Origin of the sequence: Paratractidigestivibacter sp., assembly GCF_052362415.1 — a bacterium.
Taxonomy (GTDB): Bacteria; Actinomycetota; Coriobacteriia; order Coriobacteriales; family Atopobiaceae; genus Paratractidigestivibacter.
In genome coordinates this window covers 1-1,761 of the sequence record NZ_DAWEMK010000082.1, presented here as the reverse complement: position 1 = coordinate 1,761, position 1,761 = coordinate 1, and the positions used below count along the sequence as shown (strand labels likewise).

The 1,761-nt window shown below is 67.0% G+C and carries 3 protein-coding genes; all 3 read right to left on the bottom strand.

Annotated features, from left to right (window positions below; all coding sequences use genetic code 11):
• Positions 1 to 241, bottom strand: a 241-nt coding sequence (locus tag ACT84W_RS08015) for an ATP-binding cassette domain-containing protein (protein WP_444328825.1), incomplete at its 3' end; no start/stop codon positions are given.
• The gene (gene modB / locus ACT84W_RS08010) at positions 238 to 972 is read right to left on the bottom strand and encodes a molybdate ABC transporter permease subunit (protein ID WP_444328824.1); all 735 of its coding nucleotides are present in this window, start codon (positions 970 to 972) and stop codon (positions 238 to 240) included. The genes modB and ACT84W_RS08015, both read right to left, overlap by 4 nt.
• Positions 973 to 1,024: 52 nt before the next feature.
• On the bottom strand, positions 1,025 to 1,761 hold a 737-nt coding region (gene modA / locus ACT84W_RS08005), incomplete at its 5' end, for a molybdate ABC transporter substrate-binding protein (protein WP_444328823.1).

Genomic DNA, 1,761 nt, shown 5'->3' with positions numbered 1-1,761 from the left:
CGCGCCGTTCCTGCGGGCGCAGGTTGACGCCCGCCTCGGAGTCGAACAGCACGCGGCCGTTGAGGACGATCCGGCCCTCGTCGGGGGTCACGATGCCGGCGATGCACTTGAGCGTCATCGACTTGCCGCAGCCCGAGGGGCCAAGGAGCGCGAGTGTCTCGTCGGCGGCCTCGACCTCGAACGAGACGTCGAGCACAAACGTCGGCCCGAACGACTTCCGAACGTCGACCTGCAGGCTCATCGCGCACCTCCCAGGCGCCCGGGGCCGGGCTTGGCGACGGACTTCGCGCTGGCCTTGGCGCCGGACTTCGTGCCCGACTTCTCCTTCTGCTCGAACCAGTTCATGGCAAGAAGGACCACGGCCGAGATACCGAGGTTGACCATGACCCACGCGAAGGCGCCCGCGTCGTCGTTCGTGCGCCACAGCTGGTAGACGGTGGTGGACACGGTGGCGGTGGAGCCGGGGGTGTAGCCGCAGATCATGGCGGTGGCGCCGTACTCGCCGAGCGCGCGGGCGAAGGCGAGCACCGCGCCCGCCACGATTCCCTGCTGGCAGCACGGCATCTTCACGCGCCAGAAGATCCAGCGCTCGGAGCGGCCGAGGGTGCGCGCCGCGTCGGCGAGGCTCTCGTCGAAGGACTCGAAGGCGCCGCGGGCGGTGCGGTACATGAGCGGGAAGCTCACCACGACGGTGGCCAGGATCGCCGCGTACCACACCATGGTGAGCTTGATGCCGAAGGTGCTCAGCAGCCACGCGCCGACAGTGCGCCGGGGGCCGAAGACGCGCAGCAGGAGGTAGCCGACGACGGTCGGCGGCAAGACGAGCGGCAGTGTGAGCACGACGTCCAGCACGCCCTTGACCACGCGCGACGCGCGGGCCACGACGTTGGCGAGGAATATACCGAGGAAGTACACGATCGCGGTCGAGACCGCGGCGATCCTCACCGAGTTATACAGCGGATACCAGTCCATGCGCCCATCCATCCGTGGGACAAAATCCCCCGTCCCTTTTGTCCCAGAACCGCTACGCCGTGGCGAGCGGGGTGAAGCCGACCTCGCTGAAGCACTTGGAGGCCTCGGTGCCCTTGAGGAACTCGAGGAAGAGCTTGGCGCCCTCGGCCTGCGGCGCGTTCTTCATCGCGGCCGCGGGGTAGACGACCTGGCCGCACATCTCCTTGGTGGCCTCGTCGACCACGGTGAGGCCCGCGGAGAACGCGTCGGTCTTGTAGATGACGCCGCAGTCCACGGCGCCCTCGGAGACCTGGGAGGTGACCTCCTTGACGTTCGTGCCGTAGGTGATGCAGCCGTCCTTGGCCAGCGCCTCCTCGTCGAGCTCGTAGTAGGCCAGGATCTTCTGGGTGTACTGGCCCACGGGAACGTCGGAGTTGCCCATGCTCAGCAGGATCTCGCCGGACTTGAGGCGCTCGGCCAGGTCGTTGAAGTCAATGATCTTCTTGGGGTTGCCCTCGGGAACGACGAGGGTGACCTTGTTCTCGAGGATGTCGAAGCGGGTGGCGTGGTCGACGAAGTCGAGGCCCTCGTCGTTGCCCTTCTCGGCCTCGGCGTCGAGCGCGTTCATCTGCTTCTGGCCCGCGGAGATGAAGACGTCGCAGTCGGCGCCCTCCTGGATCTGAGTCTTGAGCGTGCCCGAGGAGTCGTAGTTGAACGAGAGCCCGTAGCCCTGGTTCTCGGCCATGAACTCGTCGCCGGCCTTGGTCAGCGACTCGGTCATCGACGCCGCGGCAAAGACGATGAGCTTGG